The organism is Bradyrhizobium sp. UFLA05-108, from assembly GCF_059803455.1.
In genome coordinates, this window is sequence record NZ_JBANAZ010000047.1 from 1 (window position 1) to 18595 (window position 18595).

Sequence of the window (18595 nt, forward strand, 5' to 3'; positions counted from 1 at the left end):
CCTTGACGCCCGCCGCACCACAGGCGGCCAGCCGTCTTGAGGTCAGGACCAGCAGACGTCCGCCTCCTTCGAACAAGCAGATGATCTGAAATGATCTAACAACCACTCATCCTTGACCAAGCCCATACAAGTATTCCAGAGACGGTTGTTGGATACTGATAGGCTGCGGCGTACTGGATTCCCCGCTTTCGCGGGGAATGACGGCGGAGTGGACGGCAAGAACAACGCGCCCCTCACCCGCCCTGAATCACGCCTTCAGCCTCACGCCGCCTGGGCCACCACGCGATTGCGGCCGTCGTGCTTGGCGCGATAGAGCGCGGTGTCGGCGCGCTTGAGCACATCGGCCACTGCTTCGCCCTTCGTCTCCAGCGTGGTGAGGCCGATCGAGATCGTGACCTCGATGCGCTTGGTGCCCTTGTGGACGGAGAATGACTCGCCCGCGATCGAGCGGCGCAGGCGCTCGGCGACCATGCCGGCAACGTGCAGGTCGGTCTCCGGCATCACGATGACGAACTCCTCGCCGCCATAGCGGCAGGCGAGATCGATGCCGCGAATTGATTTGCGCACGCGCACCGCGAATTCGCGCAAGACGTCGTCGCCGGCATCATGGCCGTAATTGTCATTGATCGACTTGAAATAGTCGATGTCCAGAATCATCAGCGCCAGCGGCTTGCCGCGTGTCGAGGCCTGTTCGGCGAGCGTTGCCAGATGGCTTTCCATGTAGCGGCGATTGTGCAGGCCGGTGAGCGCGTCGGTGATCGCCATCTCGATCGAGTTCTGCACGTTGTCGCGCAGATGATCGGTGTAGCGGCGACGGCGGATCTGCGTGCGCGCACGCGCGAGCAGCTCGTTCTTGTCGACGGGGCGGAGGAGATAGTCGTTGACGCCGATCTCGAGCCCGCGAAGCAGCCGCGTGCCGCTATCGGCGTCGGCAATGGCGAGGATCGGCACGTGGCGGGTGCGCTCCAGCGAGCGCGCCTGGCTGCATAGCCGAAGCCCATCGAAATTGTTGAGGTCGAGCGAGACGATCAGCAGGTCATAATTGCCCTCGGCGGCGTGGAACAGCGCCTCCGTCGGGTTGGGCTCGACGTCGACGGTGTGCTCGGCGGCGAGCAGGCTCGCCAGCCGTTCATAGGAGGACTGGCGGTCGTCGACCAGGAGGATGCGACCGCCCTTGCCGGTGTCGGCCACCGCGCTGCGCTCCGGCGCTTGCACGCCGATCTCGAGCGAGGTGATGGCGCGCATGCGCAATTCGTCCGTCATCATCTTCAGCCGCGTCAGCGAGCGCACGCGCGCGATCAGCACGACGTCGGAGACGGGCTTGGTGAGAAAGTCATCGGCGCCGGCTTCCAGCCCGCGCACGCGATCAGCGGGGCTGTCGAGCGCGGTCACCATCACGACGGGAATGTGATGTGTCTGCGGATCGGTCTTCAGCCGGCGGCAGACCTCGAACCCGTCGATGTCGGGCATCATGACGTCGAGCAGGATGATGTCGCACTCGGCTCTCCGGCAGATCGCCAGCGCCTCGGCGCCGTTCGAGGCCGTCATCACGTCGAAATATTCGGCCGAGAGTCTGGCTTCCAGCAACTTGACGTTGGCAGGGACGTCGTCGACGACGAGGATACGCGCGGACACCTGACTCACTCCCTACCCGATAAAACGCCGGACCGTCTCGATGAATTTGCCGACCGAGATCGGCTTGGAAAGATACGCCTCGCAGCCGCCCTCGCGTATGCGCTCTTCGTCACCCTTCATCGCGAACGCGGTCACCGCGACGACGGGAATGTTGCGCAGCTCCGGATCATCCTTGATCCAGCGCGTCACCTCGAGCCCCGACACCTGCGGCAGCTGAATATCCATCAGCACGAGATCGGGACGCATCTTGCGAACGAGATCGAGCGCCTCGTAGCCGTTGCTGGTGCCCGACGTTTGATAGCCGTGCGCCTCCAACAGGTCGCGAAAGAGCTTCATGTTGAGCTCGTTGTCCTCCACGATCAGGACGGTCTTAGCCATCCCGTCCCTCCCAATTGTCAGGAGACCTGTTCGACATCTGACGCCTCAGGCGCCTTCCGCGGGCGCTTCGAAAACTGGATTCAAACTAGCCTCAGATTCGCTCTAGTTTCGTTAAACCCGGGGGCCAACTTTCCGCGATGTGGTTTCCAGTTGCTTGTCTGGGCTTACTAGACTCGGGCATGATGATTCCAAATTAGAGCCCGAAAGTTAACGGAAAGGCAAATCGTCCGCTTGAAAAAGCCTGTTCAAAACCCCCGCGAAGTAGCTGAAATCGTTGCGATTCAAGCCTTATCCTTCGTCGCCGGCGATCCCGAGCGGCTGGGCCTGTTTCTGGCCGAGACAGGCATCGGGCCGGAGACGCTGCGGAACGCGGCCTCCGACCCCAATTTCCTGATCAGCGTGCTCGATTTCGTGCTGCGCGATGACGCGACCGTGAAGGCCTTTGCGGGCGCCTCGGAGCTCCATCCGACCAACATTGCCGCGGCCCGGCAAGTCCTTGGAGATGCGCTGGGTGACCCGCATTGGGAGCGTGACGTGCCGTGACCACTCCTGAGGCGGCCGGGCCCCGCTGCTTCTGCCGGGATTGTCTGGCCGACCAGGGCGTGACCGCACGGCGCTGTTCCGCCTGCGGTTCCCCGCGCCTCGCCCGCCACCGCGCGCTCGCCGCGCTGACCATCGCCCATATCGACTGCGACGCGTTCTACGCGACGGTCGAGAAGCGCGACAATCCCGACATCGCCGACAAGCCCGTGATCATCGGCGGGGGAAAACGCGGCGTAGTGTCGGCCGCCTGCTACATCGCGCGCACTTTTGGCGTGCGCTCGGCCATGCCGATGTTCAAAGCGCTGGAAGCCTGCCCGCACGCGACGGTGATCCGGCCGGACATGGCCAAATACGTCCGCGTCGGCCGCGAGGTGCGCCACGCCATGCAGGCGCTGACGCCACTGGTCGAACCACTCTCGATCGACGAGGCATTTCTCGATCTCTCCGGCACCGAGCGCGTTCACGGCATGATCCCGGCCAAGGTGCTGGCGCGCTTTGCCCGCGACGTCGAACGTGACATCGGCATCACCGTGTCGGTCGGGCTCTCCTGCAACAAGTTTCTGGCCAAGATCGCCTCCGACCTCGACAAGCCGCGCGGCTTTGCGACCCTCGACCAGGAGGAAGCGCGCGTGATGCTGGCCGACAAGCCGGTCGGCTTCATCTTCGGTGTGGGACCGGCGACGCAAGAGCGGCTGGTGCAGCGCGGCTTCCGCATCATCGCGGACCTGCAGAAGGCCGACGAGATCGAGCTGATGCGGCAGTTTCCGAGCGATGGCCGCAGGCTCTGGCGGCTCGCGCGCGGCATCGACGATCGCCGCGTCGAGCCCGATCGCGGCGCCAAGACGATTTCCAGCGAGACTACATTCGAGAGCGACATCCGCGACTTCGCGACGCTCGAGAAGATCCTGTGGCGGCTCTGCGAGAAGACCTCGTCACGGCTCAAGAGCAGCGAGCTTGCAGGCTCGACCATCACGTTGAAGCTGAAGACCGCCGACTTCCGCCAGCGCACCCGCTCACAGTCGATCAACGCGCCGACGCAGCTTGCCGCAAAGATATTTTCGATCTGCCGCGAGATGCTGGCCAAGGAGATCGACGGCACCGCCTTCCGCCTCATGGGCGCCGGCGTCAGCGCACTCCGCACGGGCTCGGCCGCCGACGATACCGACATGCTCGACCGGCGCGCCGCCCACGCCGAACGCGCCATCGACGGCTTGCGCAAGAAGTTCGGCAGCGCCGCCGTGATCCGCGGGATTGCCTATGACGGGCCGGAGAAGGCCGAGCAGGAGTGAGGGACAGCATGTCCCTGCCCACATACCGGCGTCATGCCCCGGCTCGACCGGGCATCCAGTACGCCGCGGCTTCTCGATTGATCACGACCGCCTCTGAGCGCGTGCGCCAATCTACGATCGCGCCTCAATCCGCGACCGCCACCGCCTCGATCTCGATCAGCCATTCCGGCGCCGCGAGCGCCGTGACACCGACGAGCGTGCTCGCCGGCGGGTCCATGCCTTCGAAGAAGGCGGAGCGCGCCTTGCCGATGATCGGACGGAGTTCAGGTTTGTAGCCGACCACGAAGGTCGTGATCTTCACGATGTTGGCGTAGGTCGCACCCGTAGCCTTGAGCGCGAGACCAAGATTCTGCATCACCTGCGTCGTCTGCGCTGCAAGATTGCCTTCGCCGACCACCCGTCCCTCCTCGTCCACGGAGACCTGCCCCGAGATGTAGATCGTGCGCGCGCCGGAGGCCGTGACGACGTGGGAATAGGCCGGGTTGTGGTGCAGGCCGCTCGGGCGGAGATGGTCGATTTTCGGCATGTGTGCCTCCCTGATGTTTGTGATTGGGAGGGAGCGTAGCGGGGGACAGAGCTCAAAGCCAGACCGTCATTGCGAACACAGCAAAGCGACGAAGTGCCGGACCCTCAGCCTGAGGAGCGCGCTCTTCGCGCGCGTCTCGAAGGGCGAGGCCACCAGCGGGGCCTTCATCCTTCGAGACGCGCGTTCCGCGCTCCTCAGGATGAGGAATTAAGGTTGGACTATCTCGCGCCCCCCGGAATGATGACGCTTGTCAATTACACGGCTTCGTATCCTTGACGTCGAACTTGCCGAGTGCGCCCGAGATGACGAAATCGTTGTAGTCGAGCACCAGCGCGCGGGAGACACCGTTTTCGTAGAGCTCGAACGACATCGCGTAGACGGGGGTCTGCTCCCCCTCTTTCTGCTGGGCTTCGCGATCGAAATAGCTGACCGTGACCGGCCAGCGCGTCAGCGACTTCATGTGCTCGTCCGCTGTCGACGGATCGGGCGAGGACGCCGCGCGGTCGGCCGGGATCGGCTGCCCGATCACGGTCAGCGTGTTGTAGACCTTCTCGCCATTGTCGGAGCCGTCATAGACGGAAAGCTCGAGCAGCGACTTGCCCTCCTTGGCGGCGGCAATGATGCGCTGGATCTGCTCGGTCGGAAACACCGTCCTGCCGTCGAGCGTGAAAGTCTTCGGCGCCGGCAGCTTCAATTTGACGTTGATGTGGTCGCCATCGCGCTCGGCCGATCCATCGACCTGGCTCGAGTCGACGTCGTTCATTCGCGTCTCGATCTTGAAGCGATAGCTTTTGCCGGCCGCGTCCTCCCAGGAATTGGAGCGGAGGTCGCTGAGCGTGACCTTGCCCTCACCGCTGTCGAGCTCGGAGACCTGGCGGAATTCCGACGTGTAGCCCTCGCAGGAATTGCCGGCGAAATTGTAGAGGATGCGCCCGCGCGCGCTGTTGATCGAACTCGAACGCGACTTGACCAGGCTTAAATCGTACAGGGCCTGATGCGAGAGGAACGGACCATTCGCGGCCTCAGCCCTGCCAGAAACGCCAACAGCCACAACCGCGAGCGCCATGACACCGAGCGACGTCCGGAAAAGGTGCACCATGAATATTCCTTGGGAAATCGAGATTCGTCATTTTAATGACCGGCGCATTGCGTCGCAACTGCGGCCGCTTCACGGAAAGTTGCGCTTTTTCCCAGAAAATCGCAGCCTTGCCTCGGAAACATGCAACCCTGCCGGGCGTCCGGGCCATCGCCTCGCCGCCTTGCATGTCACCGCGCAATCGGCGAAACAGGCGCGCCGGCCGGCTTGAGGCCGGGCAGAATTTCCAGATGACATCGAGGTCGGAACATGGCGGGCACGGTCGAGCAGAAACTGGCGGAACAGGGCATCAAGCTGCACGAGGCCCCCACTCCCGTGGCCAATTACGTGCCGTTCGTGCGGACCGGCAACCTCCTCTTCGTTTCGGGCCAGCTCTGCTTCGATCCCACCGGCACGCTGATCGCCAAGGGCAAGCTGGGCGCCGGCGTCTCCATCGAAGAGGGTGCAGCGGCGGCGCGCGGCTGCGCCATCAACTTGCTGGCGCAGGTCAAGGCGGCGCTCGGCGATCTCGACAAGGTCGTGCGCGTCGTGCGGCTCGGCGGCTTCATCAACTCGGCGCCGGATTTCGTCGACGGGCCGAAGGTGCTGAACGGCGCCTCCGACCTGATGGTCGCTGCCTTCGGCGACAAGGGCCGCCATGCCCGCACCACCGTCGGCGTCGCCTCGCTGCCGGCGGACGCGGCGGTCGAGGTCGAAGGCCTGTTCGAGGTCGCCTGATCCGGGAGCAACAGACGTGCGTGCTCCGGATTGGCTGACGGCGCGGCCGGTCGCGCACCGCGGCCTGCATGACATCTCACGTGGTATCGTCGAGAACATGCCGGGCGCCGTGCAGGCTGCGATCGCGGGCAATTTCGCCATCGAGGTCGACATCCAGCTCTCCGCCGATGGCGAGGCCATGGTGCATCACGACCATGCGCTCGGCCGCCTGACCGAGGACGAGGGCGAGCTGATCAAGAAGACCGCGGCCGAGCTCAGGGCTGTCAAGTTCAAGGACACGCCCGAGCGGATGATGTCGTTGTCCGACCTCTGCGCCATGGTCGCCGGTCGGGTTCCGCTGGTGATCGAGGTGAAGAGCCATTTTGGCGGCGACCGCAAGCTCGTGAAGCGGATGGCGGAGGTGCTGGCCTCCTATGACGGCCCCGCCGTCGGCATGTCCTTCGATCCCGACCAGGTGCTGGCGCTGCGGGAGCTGTTGCCGTCACGCCCGCGCGGTATCGTGGCGCAGCGGACCTATGAGGACGAGTACTGGGCAAAGCTCACGCAGGCACAGCGCGACGGCATGCTGTACTTGCGCCACGGCGTTCAGACCCAGCCGCATTTCGTCGCCTTCAAGGTCGATCATCTGCCGGCGCCGGCGCCATGGATCGCGCGCAACGTGTTCGGCTGCGCGCTGCTCGGCTGGACCGTGCGCACGCCGGAACAGCGGGCGCAGGCCGGACAATATGCAGACCAGATGATCTTTGAGGGGTTCGTGCCGTAGGGAGTCTGCCTTCCCAACGTCGTCCTGGCGAAAGCCACAACCTCACCCTGGATCCTGGCTTTCGCCAGGACGACACGTGGATGGACCTGAGCATTCATCCCCCGGTGTGAGTTCCTGCCCCCTTGAAGTCGCTGCTGCAATGCACGATCTTCGGCTAGTGGGTTCTTCAAGACACGCGATGGCATCATCCGAAATCACGCTCGAGGCCGTGCCTTCCATTGGCGACGTTTCCGCTGAGGGTTGGGACGCCTGCGCCAATCCTGCTCGTGTCTGCAACGGCAAGGACGCGGGAACTTCATCCGGGCTGGCCGGCGCCTCCATCGCGCTCTCAAAACCGGCCTATAACCCCTTCGTCTCCCATGCCTTTTTTTCAGCAGCGGAGAATTCGGGTTCAGCAACTGCGCGGACCGGCTGGGGAGCACGGCATCTCGTTGCCAAGCTCAACGGCCGCGTCGCAGGCGTTGTGCCCTGCTATCTGAAATCGCATTCGCAGGGCGAGTACGTTTTCGACCGCGGCTGGGCCGACGCCTATCAGCGCGCTGGCGGGCGCTACTATCCCAAGCTGCAGGTCTCGGTTCCCTTCACACCGGCAACCGGCCCGCGCCTTCTGATCCGCGACGGGGTTGATCGCGAGCGCATTGCCTCCGCGCTGGCGAGCGGGCTGATCGCGTTGTGTGGGGTGAGCAAGGCCTCCTCGGTCCACGTCACCTTCGCGCGCGAGGCCGAATGGAAGCTGCTCGCCGAGCACGGCTTCCTGCAACGGACCGACCAGCAGTTCCACTGGCACAACGATGGCTTCGCGACCTTCGACGACTTCCTCGCCACCCTGAATTCGCGCCACCGCAAATCGATCAAGCGCGAGCGGCGCGATGCGCTTGCCGCCGGCATCAGCATCCACTGGCTCACCGGAAGCGACATCACCGAGGAGGCCTGGGACGCGTTCTTCGAGTTCTACATGGAGACGGGCTCGCGCAAATGGGGCCGCCCGTATCTGACGCGCGAATTCTTCTCGCTGATCGGCGAGACCATGAGCAACGACGTGCTGTTGGTGATGGCCCGCCGCAATCACCGCTGGATTGCGGGCGCCATCAACTTCATCGGCTCGGACACGCTGTTCGGCCGCAACTGGGGCGCGGTCGAGCATCATCCGTTCCTGCATTTCGAGGTCTGCTACTACCAGGCCATCGACTTTGCGATCAAACACGGCTTGACGCATGTCGAGGCCGGCGCGCAAGGCGAGCACAAGATCGCGCGCGGGTATCTGCCGCGAACGACGCATTCGGCGCATTTCATCGCCGATCCAGGCCTGCGCCGGGCCATCGACGATTACCTCAAGCGCGAGCGCGCCTATGTCGCGGAAGCCGGCCGCGAGCTCGCCGATCTGGGCCCGTTCCGCAAGGGCGCCGAAGAGGCGCCTTGACGGCTTCTTCGAGGTGATGACAGTAAGGCCGCAACTTCAGGAGCTGCCGCATGACCGCCTACGATCCCAACAATATCTTCGCAAAGATCCTGCGCGGCGAATTCCCCTGCTACAAGGTCTACGAGGACGAGCACGTGCTCGCGTTCCTCGACATCATGCCGCGCTCGCCCGGCCATACGCTCGTCATCCCGAAAGCCCCGGCCCGCAATATCCTCGACATCAAGCCCGACGACTACGCCCATGTCGCGCGCGGCGCGCACAGGATCGCTGCCGCCGCGATGAAGGCGTTCGATGCCGACGGCATCACCGTGCAGCAGTTCAACGAGCCCGCCGGCGGCCAGGTCGTGTTTCACCTGCACATGCACGTGATGCCGCGCCACGACGGCGTCGCACTGCTGCCGCCGGCGAGCCGCAAGGAAGACGGCAAGGTGCTGGAAGAGCATACGGCGAAGCTGATCGCGGCGTTGAAGGGCTAGGTCCTTCCCCTCGGCAACGACGACGGTGAGACCGTCACTCCGTCTCGAAATCCCCGGCCTGCGGCGCGGCAAGCGGCGTGAACTCGCAGCGGTCCGGCTTGATGTCGATCAGCGGCGTGTTGTCGATGCAGTCGAGGCCGCGCACCAGGATGGTGTTGCCCTCGATGCCGACCAGCTTGACGATCGAGGTGCCTATCGGATTGGGCCGCACCGGCGAACGCAGCGAAAACGTGCCGCGGGTCTTTTCGTTGTTCTTCGGGCTCTGCAGGATGATGTCGCGACGCGACCGGTCGAGCCAGTAGAGCACTTCGAGATTGCTGTAGAAATCGACGCCCTTGATCGCCGGCACGAAGGGCTCAAAAATCTCCAGCCGGCACACGGGGCCGTCATGCCGCCCCTGCCGCGGCGTCTCCAGCCGCGAGGTCCAGGGCGTGCGGATCCGGCCGATGAAGACCAGGCCGGCGTCCTGCGTCGCCGGCAGCTCGATCGCGACCTCGCCTTCGCGGAGCTCATTTTCGCGAACCATTTTTCTGTTCCTTGCTGTTCGAGCAGAGTCTAACCGATCAGCGCGCTGCGGCAAACACGGCTCTCTCCCCTCATCCTGAGGAGCGCGGAACGCGCGTCTCGAAGGATGAAGGCCACCAGCCGGGGCTGCATGGTTCGAGACGGCCGCTCCGCGGCCTCCTCACCATGAGGAGCAGCAGCTACCCCAGCCACCACCTGCCGGCCAGCATGAACAGCTCGCCGGTGACGACGCCGGCAAAGATCGAGCGGCGTGTCAGCATGAAGACGATGAAGCCCGCAACCACCGCGCCATAGCGTAGCACGTCCGGCACGCTGGCGAGCGCGCCCGGCGGCTGGACCACGATCTGGGCGATGACGCCGGCCAGGATCGCGGTCGCCACCGCCCTCACCCAGACCAGAAGCTCCGAGCCCTCGTCGATGCCGCCGCCGAACCACAGGCCCAGCATGCGCCATATCTGGTTGGGAATAACGCCGGCCACGAACAGCACGGCAAGCGCATGCCAATCGCCGATGAAGGCACTCATGTGCGCGCCTCCCGCCAAAGATGAACGCCATAGGCGATGGTGCCCGCCACGACACCGCTGACGAGGATGTCGAGGCCGCTGTTCATCTTCGCGGCCAGCGGATAGAGCACGAGCCCGAGCACCAGCGCGACGACGTCGGCGATCTCGCGGCTGTTGCGCGCGGTCGAGAACAGGAACGACAACGGCGTGAGCAGCAGGATCGCCGCGCCCAGCGTCTGCGTGAGGTTGGCGGCGAGGAAATAGCCGACCGTATTGGCAGTCAGGCACACCGAGACCAGGCCGCAGCCGAGCCCGTGGACGAAGGCAATGCGTCGCTCGCGCGGCACCTGCGGCAGGAAGCGATGGCATTCGACCCACAGTGTCACGGCGGTGAGATGCGCCGCGAAGATCATTTCGCGCCGTTTTGTCGTCGGCGTGCGCATCAGCGGCAGGACCGACACCACCATCGGAAACAGCCGGATGGCGCTGACCGTAACGGCGATCGCCGACTGGATGATGGTCGCCCCGGAGCCAAGCGTGGTGATCAGGATGATCTGCGCCGGCCCCGCCCAGACGAACAGCGTCGAGGCCAGCGCCCACGCCAGGCTGAAATGCGTGTCGTGGGCGAGCGCCCCGATGCCGAGATAGGTCACGAACAGCACGACGGTGAGGATGGTCTGCGTGATCGAGCGCAGCCCCCACGCAAAAGCGCGGAAGGCACTGTGCCATTCAGGTGAATCGAGCGGAGGAAGCGCCACGGAGAGACTTGGTCGGGAGAGGAATCGTGCCTGCATAACGGGCAATACGAAGCGTCACGTCAAGGAACCAGGCGGCGGGGCTGGCATGCACGCGCACCAACCGCCCGTCATTCCGAGCGCGACCCGGAAGCCCCTACCCCGTAACGCCCCTGTTCTTCAGCACGAAGCAGGCACCGCCGGCTCTACGGATGCGGTTGCAGAGATCATCCGCCTCTGGCCGCGTATCGGCACCGATGCGCACCTGATAGAAGGTGTGGGTGCCGCGGCTGCGCATCACCGAGGAAAGCAAGCTCGGGTCGCGATCGCCGACCACCGAGCTCAGGCGCGTGACCGCGCGGGAATACATCGCGAGCGCCTTGTTGCGGTCGAAGCCGGCGGCGAGCTGCACGCCCCAGATCTTCGCGGCGGCAAGCTCGACGTGCTGCTCGAGCCCGGCGACGAACGGGTTGGGCGCGCGCTTGAGCAGCGCCATCAGTTCGCGGCAGCTCGTCGGCGGTGAGCTTTGCAGCGTCTTGCCGCCGCGCCCGGCCGCCTTCCAGTCCTCGACTGTCGAGCCGGTGATGGCGACGACGTAGTTGCGCGTCTGCTCGGGCATGCCGCCGGTGCCGGCGAGCCACTCCAGCACGCGGCGGGGACCGGCATTGTAGGCGGCCGCCGCAAGCCCGAGATTGCCGAACTGGCTGCGCAGCTCGTTCAGGAATTCCGCCGATTTCGGCAGCGCCTGCACCGGATTGAAGGGATCAAGCAGCCCGCGCTCGCTCGCGGTGCCCGGCATGAACTGCGCGATGCCCTGCGCGCGCTCACCGCTGCGCGTCACCGGGCCGACCGCGTCGCTCTGGAACCGGCTCTCCTGCCAGATCACGCGGGCAAAGAATTCGAGCGGCAGGCTGGCATCGCGCGCCGCCGCCTCGATGATCAGGCAGATCGATTCCCGCGTGTCGCTCTCGCGCGCCGCCTCCGCGGGCTTTGCCGGCGGCATCGCGAGCTCCTCGACGCTCGGCACGGCGACGTCAGTCTTCGCTGGCGAATTGTCCCAGGCCGCCGCCGGCGCAACCAAGAACAGCGAGGCGGCGGCCTGGCAGAGCGCATATCGGGCTCGTGTCATTGGCAGGTACCGGCGATATCGGGCAGATCGGCTTGAACTCCAAGGCCCTTGAACTTCAAGGCACTTGAACTCCAAGGCACTTGAACTCCAAGGCCAAGCCAACTAGCAACTGGCGGCATAATCAACGCAGGCCGGGGCGGAATGGCAACAATCTATTTTGATCTCGACGGCACGCTGACCGATCCGAAGCCGGGGATCACCCGCTCGATCCAGTATGCGCTGGAACGGCTCGGACAGCACGTCCCGAGCGAAGACGATTTGACCTGGTGCATCGGGCCGCCGCTGCATGCGAGCCTCAAGAAGCTCACCGGAACCGACGAGCTCGCCGACCGGGCGCTGCTGCTCTATCGCGAGCGCTTTGCCGATATCGGTCTGTTCGAGAACGAGGCGTATTCCGGGATCGAGGAGACCCTGTCCGCGCTCTCTGCGACGGGTGCGCGCATGTTCGTGGCGACCAGCAAGCCGGCGGTGTACGCGACCCGGATCGTCGATCATTTCGGCCTCAAGCGTTATTTCGAGCAGGTGTTCGGATCCGAGCTCGACGGCACGCGCGTCGACAAGGGCGACCTCCTGGCTTACGCGCTCGACACCGCCAGGGTCGATCCGCAAACGGCTGTCATGATCGGCGACCGCAGCCACGACGTGGTCGGCGCCCGGAGGAACGGCATGACGTCCATCGGCGTGCTCTATGGCTATGGCAGCGAGGCTGAGCTCAGGGAGGCCGGGGCGCATCATATCTGCGCCGCGCATCCCGAGCTGCTCGCCCATTGCGCGACGCGCGCCGCGTGAACGTCAGGCACTGACGATCGCGATCCGCCGGTCAGCTCGCTGCCGCCGCGATATCCGCAGGCTCGACGCTGTCGACCGGCAGCGCGAACTGCTCGACCCGCTTATACGGCCTCTTGTTGAGCAAGAGCCGCGTCACGTCGGGCCGCGAATAGTGCCCGGCCGGATCGGCGGCGTTCTTGGCGACGCCGATGGCGCCGAGATCGATCTCTGCGACCAGAAGCCCTTCCTGATCCGGCGCCAGCTTGTCGCCGATCTGGCTGCCGTCGGGGCCGTAGATCGCGGCAAAGCCGCCACCGGCATGCAACAGCGCATGCTTGTCCGGCCGGTCGCAGAGCTCATCGATCATCGCCTGAGAGACGGTCGCGCAAGGCGCAAGCACGAAGCACGAGCCCTCCACCGCATAGACGCGCGACGCGGCGTTGTTCACCTCTGCTCCCAAGGCGGGCGCGAAAGGATCATAGAGCGAGAAGCTCGGCCAGGACGCCACATGCACCTGCTCGTTCTGGGCGTACATCGCGTATTTCGACAGCGGCTGGAGATGCTCCCAGCAGCACAGCGCGCCGAGCCGTCCGATGTCGGAGCGGTCGTGGACGGCAAGATCGCTGCCGTCGCCTTCGCCATAGACGGTGCGCTCGGCGTGGGTCGGCCTCAGCTTGCGACGCTTTGCAATGGTCTCGCCATCAGGTCCGATCAGCCATTGCGCGATGTAGAGGCTGCCGCCGTCGCGCTCGGAGAGCCCGATGACCGCGGTCAGGCCGGCTCTGCGCACGGCCTGCCGCAGCTTTTCGGCCTGCGGGCTGTCGTAGGCGAGCGAATTGTCGAAATAGCGCTGCACGAAGCCGCGGCCGATCGACCAGGCCGGCGAGTCCAGCCAGATATGCCAGGGGTATCCGGGGATGAACACCTCCGGGAAAGCGATTAGCTTCGCACCCTTTCCTGCGGCCTCCTCGATCAGCGCGATCGACTTGTCGACCGACGCATCAAGGTCGAGCCAGGCCGGCGCCGCCTGCACCACCGCGACCCTGTATTTCGGATGTTCGATGCCCATTCCCGCCTCCATGCTCCCTGGGACAGGGCCGCTTTCCAGTTGATCGAAGGCCCAAGTCCGATGCAATCTTCCGACGCAGTCTATTGAGCCACGGCCGGACGACGCCTGCTCGACCGCCATGGCATGAAAATTCGACCGGGACGACGGCGTGGTATGTGAAAGGAAGGCCTGCCGATGACCATCCAGTTCACGACGGACGGCAGCCCCGGCCACCGGCGCCTGGCGCTCTGGCAGGACATCGTCTGCGACGTCTTCGTCGAGCTCGACTGCAAGTCGGATCTCGGCAGCGCCTTCCGCGGCTCGGTGACACAAGCCTCCCTTGGGCGCGCGGTCTGTTCGGATGTCTGCTCGGACCGTCAGCACGTCTTCCGCACGCCGTCACGGATCGCCCGCTCGGATCTCGACTTCGTCCTGATCGCGCTGGGCAATCAGGGCGTCGGCGGCGTGGTGCAGGATGGCCGCGAGACCGTGATCCATCCCGGCGAATTCGCCCTCTACGACACCACACGGCCCTATGAGCTGAAGTTCGATCACGCCTTCACGCAGACCATCTTCAAGGTGCCACGCGAAATGCTACAGCGGCGCCTCGGAGCCACCGAGGCTCTAACGGCGATATCGTTCGGCGACGCACCGCTGCAAATGCTCGCTTACGATTTCATCTTCAAGCTTTGCCACACCGCCGATCAGATTGATCCGCAGCATGCCGTCGCGCTCTCCGAGCAGGCGGTCGATCTCGTCGCCATGGCGCTGAGCGAACGGCTCGGCAAGACGTCACTGCCCTCCTCGACGCATCGCTCGGCCCTACTCTACCGGCTGAAGATGCATATCCGCAGTCATCTCGCCGAGCCCGATCTGTCGTTGTCGGATACCGCAGCCGCGCTGGGCATCTCGCCGCGCTATGTCAACGATCTCCTCAGCCGGGAGCACACCTCATTCCAGCGCTATGTGCTCGCAGAGCGGCTTGCCCAATGCAGGCGCGATCTCGCCTCGCCCGCGCTCGCAGGCCGTCAGGTCGGCGAGATTGCGTTCGCCTGGGGCTTCAACGACCTTTCGCATTTCGGTCGCGTCTTTCGCGAGCATTTCGGAATGTCGCCGCGCGACTTCCGGCAGAGCCAATTGCCGCACTAGACTGGAAATGATTTGATGCTTTGCGCCAATCTTGCGGTCCGTTTTCGCACAAGGACCGTCCGGCTGATCCTGACGCTCGTGCGCAGCGCTGCGCTGGCGTTGGCACTTTTTGTCTGCACCTCCGGCTCCATGGCCCAGGAGGGGACCACCAAGCTGGAGACCACCAAGCTCCGGGTCGCGACTCGAATAGTGCCTCCCTTGGTCATCGAGAAGAACGGCACCCTGAGCGGCTTCAGCGTTGAGCTCTGGAACGGCATTGCGGAGCGGCTGCATCGCGAGACCGAGTACGTCATCACGCCCGACGTCGCTGAGTTGCTTGCGGCCGTGGAAAGCGGGCGGGCAGATCTCGGAATCGCAGCCATCTCGATCACATCCGAGCGGGAGAACAGGTTCGACTTCTCCCAACCGATCCTGAATTCGGGACTGCAGATCCTGGTGCGCGGTACCGCCGCCAATGTCGAGCCGAATCCGCTGCTCGAGTTCGTGGAGCTCTTCTTCTCCCGCACTCTCCTGATCTGGCTTGGCATTGCGCTGCTCCTGATCCTCATTCCGGCGCATCTGATTTTCCTGGTGGAGCGACATCATCATAACGGAATCATCCCAACCAGCCGGTATTTTCCGGGAATCTTCCATGCGATGTTTTGGGCTGCAGGCACGCTGGCGACCCAGGCGGATCAAATGCCCCGGCACTGGATCGCTCGCATCGTCGCCGTGTTGTGGATGTTCACGGGCGTGGTCTTCGTAGCCTTCTATACGGCGCAACTGACGGCATCGCTGACGGTCCAGCAGATCAGGGGACCGATCAACAGTCCGCAGGATCTCGTCGGCAAGCGCGTCGGCACGACACGGGGAAGCACGGCCACACTCTATCTGAACGAGGTCAAGGCCGAGGTCCGCGAATTCGATAAAGTCGATGACCTCTACAAGGCCCTGCTGGACCAGGAGGTCGACGCGGTCGTCTTCGATTCACCTGCGCTGCTTTATTACACAACCCACGACGGCAGAGGATTGGCACGGACCGTCGGCAGTGTCTTCCATCGGGAAGACTACGGCATCGTCTTTCCGACCGGCAGCCCGCTGCGCAAGCACGTGAACGAAGCGCTTCTCGCACTGCGCGAGAGCGACGCGTATCAGCGGATTCACGAGGAATGGTTCGGCAAGCGCTAGGCCGATCCGACGCGCTCGGAGGAGCCACCACAGATCCCCGCCGTTTTCGACGCCTCGCGGACCGACGCAATTTATCCAATACGAGCGTCGCGCGCGATGCCGCCGATGTGACCGATCGTGAAGCCGCGGGAGATTGCGGCGCCGCGAGGCGAGCCTCACCTATGCTTGGTGGCAGGTTCCATCGGGGAGAACGCAATGCGTCCCATCTTGCTTTTGAGCCTTCTGATCGCGTTGTCGAGTGCTGCCAACGCCGCGCCGGTGCATCACACGCACCGGCACTATGCCGTTGACCCTGCCGCTCGCGTGTTCAGGGATCCCATGTCGAGCTATGGCTATGCGCCGCCTCGGGCGCCGGCCCCCTATCTGTACGCGCCGAGCTATCAACCCGATGCGACGTATGACAGCCCCTACAAGAATTGGGGCGGCTAGCTGATATCGCGTGCAGCCGGTCGTTTCGCACGGTTGCGCGTCACGCATTGACGTGCGTCAAGCCGAGGTTTCCCGAACGTGCCATGGTGCACGCGCGAGGATCGTCGATGCGCCGATTTGCCATGAAGGCACTGTTCACCGCCCTCCGGCTCAACCGAGAGGACAGGACGCGGATCGATTGGGATCGCAATGTCCTGATCTTCTCGACGGCGGTCACTGCGGGTCTGATCACGCTCTACGTCTTCGGCAAGGCGACGGCGCGCTGGTAGCAGCCTCTCCACTTCGGCTCAACCTTTCAGCATGCGCGTGTATTGGCGCGGCGTCATGCCACTCAAGGCACGGAAGCGCTGCGTGAAGTGACTCTGGCTGCTGAACCCGCAGGCGAGCGCGACCTCGGCAAGTGGAATATCGACTGTCGCCAACAGTTGCTTCGCGCGCTCGATACGACGGCGTAAAACAAAGCCGTGCGGGGTTTCACCCGTGGCACGCTTGAACATGCGCGCGAAATAATACGGGCTGAGCTCGGCGACCCCAGCAAGATCCTCGATGCCGAGTGGCCGGTCGAGATGGGTTTCGACAAAGTCGGTGATGCGTCGCAGTCGCGCCGGCGGGATACCGCCACGCGTCCGCAGCGCTGCCGGACCACGCGTGGTGAGGCGCGCGACTACATAGGCAAGGAGCGTCTGCGCGGCATGGCCAAGCGTCACCCGCTCCGCCGGCTCATCCCAGGCAAGAGGCAGCATGGCCTGGCGTATCAACGTCTCGATGTGGGGATCGCGAAAATACGTCTCATCGCGCAGGTCGATGGCGGCAGGATCGGCGTGAAGCGCCTCCACGGCGGCGCGCTCGAAGGCCGCGCGCGCGACATAAAGGTGGAACATGGCGATGGGACCGCTGACGTCCCAATCGCTGGTGAGACCGCGCGGCATGGTGCAGAGGCTGCCGGCGCCGTGACTGCCGATGCGCTCCCCGTCGCGACGACGATAGATGCCTTCGCCGCCACGCAGATAAAGGCTAATCGTGTGATGGTTGGGCGCGGCGTAGCGCGTGAAGGCCGTCTCGTCGCGCTCCCACAATGCCACCGCCAGGCCGCCGCCGAGCGCGACGGCGCTCCGCAACGACACATGGGCACCCTTGAGGCAGTCGAAGACGGTGAATCCCTGGAGACCGGACATCGCTAGCCGTATGGCGGTTGAAGACGCGTCCGATTAGAGCAAAAGAGCCATCGCGCCACAACGTCAGGCGCCTCGGACGCCGCGCTTTTGGAGCAAGATCCTGACAAGAACAGGCAGCGTTGCGACAGACAAGCTAGCAAGAGCCGGACTAGGGATCGCGGACTCCAACGATCGAGTGCCATGACCGCTCTGCTCTTCATCACCGTCGTCCTTGCCTGGGGCTTCACCTGGTTCGCGATCAAGCTGCAGCTCGGGATCGTCGCTCCGGAAATCTCGATCCTTTGGCGTTTCGCTCTCGCGACGGCCTTGATGTGGGCTGGCCTTGCGGCAACAGGGCGGTTGCAGCGCGTCGACTTGCAGCAGCATGGCTGGTTCGCGGCCATGGGCATCTGCCTCTTCTGCGTCAACTATATCCTCACCTATGCCGCGATCGGCCATGTCGCGAGCGGCGTCGCCTCCGTCATCTTCACGACGGTCACGATATTCAATCCGCTCAACCAATGGCTCTTCCGGGGCGAGCGCCCGAGCCGGCGCATCCTCAGCGCCGGTTTGCTGGGAATGGTCGGCATCATCCTCCTTTTCGGCGAGGCGTTCGCGGGCGTTGCGGTCGATGCCGGCACGGCGCTCGGCGTTGCGCTGCAGCTCGCCGCGGCGCTTGTCTTCTCGCTCGGCAATTTCGCCTCCTTGCGTGCCACGGCGAACGGGACGAACCTTCCCAACGCCGTCGCCCGGGCCATGACGTGGGGCACGGTCTTCCTCGCTCTCTTCTGTCTGGCACAAGGCGCAGCCTTCGTGATCGACCCCTCGCCCACCTACCTCCTCAGCCTGCTCTATCTCGCGGTGATCGGCACGATCGCGGCGTTTCTCGCCTATCTCTCGCTGGTGGCGCGGTTGGGTGCCGATCGCGCCGCTTATGTGACGGTGCTCTACCCCGTGGTCGCGCTCGCCGTCTCCAGCGCCTTCGAGGCCTACCCCTGGTCGCCCTGGTCGATCACCGGATTGGCACTCGTTGGCCTCGGCAATGTCGTCCTCTTCGTGCGCCTGCCGCCGAGCCGAGCCGCGACTTTGGAGCGAGCCGCGACGCGGGCTTGATGTCCTGCTGCGCCCGGGGGACGGCTACGGCAG

The 18595-nt window shown here is 64.6% G+C and carries 23 protein-coding genes; 13 read left to right on the top strand and 10 right to left on the bottom strand.

Annotated elements, in window-relative coordinates:
* Positions 1-261: 261 nt before the first annotated feature.
* Together SO140_RS29255 and SO140_RS29260 are read right to left on the bottom strand one after the other, a co-directional pair.
* The gene (locus tag SO140_RS29255; protein WP_449379986.1) at positions 262-1635 is read right to left on the bottom strand and encodes a PleD family two-component system response regulator; all 1374 of its coding nucleotides are present in this window, start codon (positions 1633-1635) and stop codon (positions 262-264) included.
* Between the two features lie 12 nt (positions 1636-1647).
* Positions 1648-2013: a response regulator gene (locus tag SO140_RS29260; RefSeq protein WP_027523000.1), complete on the bottom strand. Its 366-nt coding sequence runs from the start codon at positions 2011-2013 to the stop codon at positions 1648-1650.
* A 231-nt stretch (positions 2014-2244) separates the two neighbouring features.
* Here SO140_RS29260 and SO140_RS29265 point away from each other — a divergent pair, with 231 nt between their 5' ends.
* Positions 2245-2556, top strand: coding sequence for a DUF3572 domain-containing protein (locus SO140_RS29265; RefSeq protein WP_449379985.1), 312 nt, complete (start codon positions 2245-2247; stop codon positions 2554-2556).
* The gene (locus SO140_RS29270; protein ID WP_449379984.1) at positions 2553-3845 is read left to right on the top strand and encodes a DNA polymerase IV; all 1293 of its coding nucleotides are present in this window, start codon (positions 2553-2555) and stop codon (positions 3843-3845) included. The genes SO140_RS29265 and SO140_RS29270 overlap by 4 nt, the downstream gene beginning before the upstream one ends.
* 124 nt (positions 3846-3969) lie before the next feature.
* Here the strand turns inward: SO140_RS29270 and SO140_RS29275 are convergent, their stop codons facing one another.
* Both SO140_RS29275 and SO140_RS29280 read right to left on the bottom strand, forming a co-directional pair.
* Positions 3970-4371 (bottom strand): RidA family protein, encoded by a 402-nt coding sequence (locus SO140_RS29275; protein WP_449379983.1) that lies wholly within the window; start codon positions 4369-4371, stop codon positions 3970-3972.
* A gap of 250 nt (positions 4372-4621) precedes the next feature.
* On the bottom strand, positions 4622-5470 hold the full coding sequence (locus SO140_RS29280) for a cell envelope integrity EipB family protein (protein WP_449379982.1): 849 nt from the start codon (positions 5468-5470) through the stop codon (positions 4622-4624).
* On the opposite strand from SO140_RS29280, the gene SO140_RS29285 reads away from it, so the two are divergent.
* The 5 genes from SO140_RS29285 (at position 5469) to SO140_RS29305 (ending at position 8843) form a co-directional block, all read left to right on the top strand.
* Complete coding sequence (locus SO140_RS29285; protein WP_449379981.1) at positions 5469-5678, top strand: hypothetical protein; 210 nt, start codon at positions 5469-5471, stop codon at positions 5676-5678. The two genes, SO140_RS29280 and SO140_RS29285, sit on opposite strands and share 2 nt — an antisense overlap.
* A 38-nt stretch (positions 5679-5716) precedes the next feature.
* Positions 5717-6184 carry a RidA family protein gene (locus SO140_RS29290; RefSeq protein ID WP_449379980.1) on the top strand — a complete coding sequence of 156 codons (468 nt, stop codon included), beginning with the start codon at positions 5717-5719 and terminating at the stop codon, positions 6182-6184.
* 16 nt (positions 6185-6200) lie between these two features.
* Positions 6201-6947 carry a glycerophosphodiester phosphodiesterase gene (locus SO140_RS29295; protein ID WP_449379979.1) on the top strand — a complete coding sequence of 249 codons (747 nt, stop codon included), beginning with the start codon at positions 6201-6203 and terminating at the stop codon, positions 6945-6947.
* Positions 6948-7125: 178 nt separating this feature from the next.
* Positions 7126-8367, top strand: coding sequence for a GNAT family N-acetyltransferase (locus SO140_RS29300; RefSeq protein WP_498543518.1), 1242 nt, complete (start codon positions 7126-7128; stop codon positions 8365-8367).
* A 50-nt stretch (positions 8368-8417) separates the two neighbouring features.
* Positions 8418-8843 carry an HIT family protein gene (locus tag SO140_RS29305; RefSeq protein WP_449379977.1) on the top strand — a complete coding sequence of 142 codons (426 nt, stop codon included), beginning with the start codon at positions 8418-8420 and terminating at the stop codon, positions 8841-8843.
* 34 nt (positions 8844-8877) lie between these two features.
* Here the strand turns inward: SO140_RS29305 and tsaA are convergent, their stop codons facing one another.
* The 4 genes from tsaA to SO140_RS29325 form a co-directional block, all read right to left on the bottom strand.
* Entirely contained in the window at positions 8878-9369 is a 492-nt protein-coding gene (gene tsaA, locus SO140_RS29310; protein WP_449379976.1) for a tRNA (N6-threonylcarbamoyladenosine(37)-N6)-methyltransferase TrmO, read from the bottom strand.
* Positions 9370-9547: 178 nt separating this feature from the next.
* Positions 9548-9892: an AzlD domain-containing protein gene (locus tag SO140_RS29315; protein WP_449379975.1), complete on the bottom strand. Its 345-nt coding sequence runs from the start codon at positions 9890-9892 to the stop codon at positions 9548-9550.
* Positions 9889-10629 (bottom strand): AzlC family ABC transporter permease, encoded by a 741-nt coding sequence (locus SO140_RS29320; protein WP_449379974.1) that lies wholly within the window; start codon positions 10627-10629, stop codon positions 9889-9891. Before SO140_RS29320 ends, SO140_RS29315 begins: the two co-directional genes overlap by 4 nt.
* 133 nt (positions 10630-10762) lie before the next feature.
* Positions 10763-11734 (bottom strand): transglycosylase SLT domain-containing protein, encoded by a 972-nt coding sequence (locus SO140_RS29325; RefSeq protein ID WP_449379973.1) that lies wholly within the window; start codon positions 11732-11734, stop codon positions 10763-10765.
* 141 nt (positions 11735-11875) lie between these two features.
* Here SO140_RS29325 and SO140_RS29330 point away from each other — a divergent pair, with 141 nt between their 5' ends.
* Positions 11876-12523 carry an HAD family hydrolase gene (locus SO140_RS29330; protein ID WP_449379972.1) on the top strand — a complete coding sequence of 216 codons (648 nt, stop codon included), beginning with the start codon at positions 11876-11878 and terminating at the stop codon, positions 12521-12523.
* Positions 12524-12554: 31 nt separating this feature from the next.
* Here the strand turns inward: SO140_RS29330 and SO140_RS29335 are convergent, their stop codons facing one another.
* A complete protein-coding gene (locus SO140_RS29335; protein WP_449379971.1) occupies positions 12555-13571 on the bottom strand; it encodes a carbon-nitrogen hydrolase family protein in 1017 nt (338 codons plus the stop codon).
* Positions 13572-13745: 174 nt separating this feature from the next.
* Between SO140_RS29335 and SO140_RS29340 the strand changes: the two genes are divergently transcribed.
* The 4 genes from SO140_RS29340 (at position 13746) to SO140_RS29355 (ending at position 16564) form a co-directional block, all read left to right on the top strand.
* Positions 13746-14699, top strand: a complete 954-nt coding sequence (locus SO140_RS29340; RefSeq protein ID WP_449379970.1) for an AraC-like ligand-binding domain-containing protein — start codon at positions 13746-13748, stop codon at positions 14697-14699.
* A 15-nt stretch (positions 14700-14714) separates the two neighbouring features.
* Complete coding sequence (locus SO140_RS29345; RefSeq protein ID WP_449379969.1) at positions 14715-15866, top strand: transporter substrate-binding domain-containing protein; 1152 nt, start codon at positions 14715-14717, stop codon at positions 15864-15866.
* 195 nt (positions 15867-16061) lie between these two features.
* The gene (locus SO140_RS29350; RefSeq protein ID WP_449379968.1) at positions 16062-16295 is read left to right on the top strand and encodes a hypothetical protein; all 234 of its coding nucleotides are present in this window, start codon (positions 16062-16064) and stop codon (positions 16293-16295) included.
* Between the two features lie 107 nt (positions 16296-16402).
* Positions 16403-16564: a hypothetical protein gene (locus SO140_RS29355; RefSeq protein WP_449379967.1), complete on the top strand. Its 162-nt coding sequence runs from the start codon at positions 16403-16405 to the stop codon at positions 16562-16564.
* 18 nt (positions 16565-16582) lie between these two features.
* Here the strand turns inward: SO140_RS29355 and SO140_RS29360 are convergent, their stop codons facing one another.
* Entirely contained in the window at positions 16583-17470 is an 888-nt protein-coding gene (locus tag SO140_RS29360; RefSeq protein WP_449379966.1) for a helix-turn-helix transcriptional regulator, read from the bottom strand.
* A gap of 180 nt (positions 17471-17650) precedes the next feature.
* Here SO140_RS29360 and SO140_RS29365 point away from each other — a divergent pair, with 180 nt between their 5' ends.
* Positions 17651-18562, top strand: a complete 912-nt coding sequence (locus SO140_RS29365; RefSeq protein WP_449379965.1) for a DMT family transporter — start codon at positions 17651-17653, stop codon at positions 18560-18562.
* The last annotated feature ends 33 nt before the right edge of the window (positions 18563-18595 follow it).